The organism is Desulfofundulus thermobenzoicus (genome assembly GCF_009428905.1).
GTDB classification, from domain to species: domain Bacteria; phylum Bacillota; class Desulfotomaculia; order Desulfotomaculales; family Desulfovirgulaceae; genus Desulfofundulus_A; species Desulfofundulus_A thermobenzoicus.
On the sequence record NZ_WHYR01000234.1, the window covers coordinates 1 to 415 of the forward strand.

The 415-nt window shown below is 45.3% G+C and carries 2 pseudogenes; both read left to right on the forward strand.

Annotation, left to right across the window (positions count from 1 at the left end):
- Nucleotides 1-195 (forward strand): annotated as a pseudogene (gene murQ, locus GFC01_RS18400) (N-acetylmuramic acid 6-phosphate etherase); the annotation flags it as partial.
- Nucleotides 192-415: pseudogene (locus GFC01_RS18405) on the forward strand (S-methyl-5-thioribose-1-phosphate isomerase); the annotation flags it as partial. The pseudogenes murQ and GFC01_RS18405, both read left to right, overlap by 4 nt.

The following is a 415-nucleotide window of genomic DNA, read 5'->3' on the forward strand; positions in this document are numbered from 1 at the left end:
GTCGAATGTCCCCCAACCTATAGCGTCTCACCTGATGTCATTGTAGGCATCATGGCAGGCGGAGACTCAGCCTTTTCTCAAGCTGCCGAAGATGTGGAAGACAGTGAAGAAGCCGGCAAACAGGATTTAGTACACATCCACCTGACATCAAAAGATACAGTCGTCGGTATTGCCGCAAGCGTGCAGCATCAGTGAATGCAGCCAAAACAGACCTTGTGCATGAAGCCATTCAAATTCAAATAGAAGATGAAGAAACATGCAGACAAATCGGTCAAAATGCACTTCAGCTCTTTAAATCAGGTGACCGTATCATGACCATTTGTAATGCAGGCTCCATCGCAACGAGCCTGTATGGAACAGCCCTTGCTCCCTTTTATTTAGCCAAAAAGAAAAATCTTGATCTTCACATTTATGC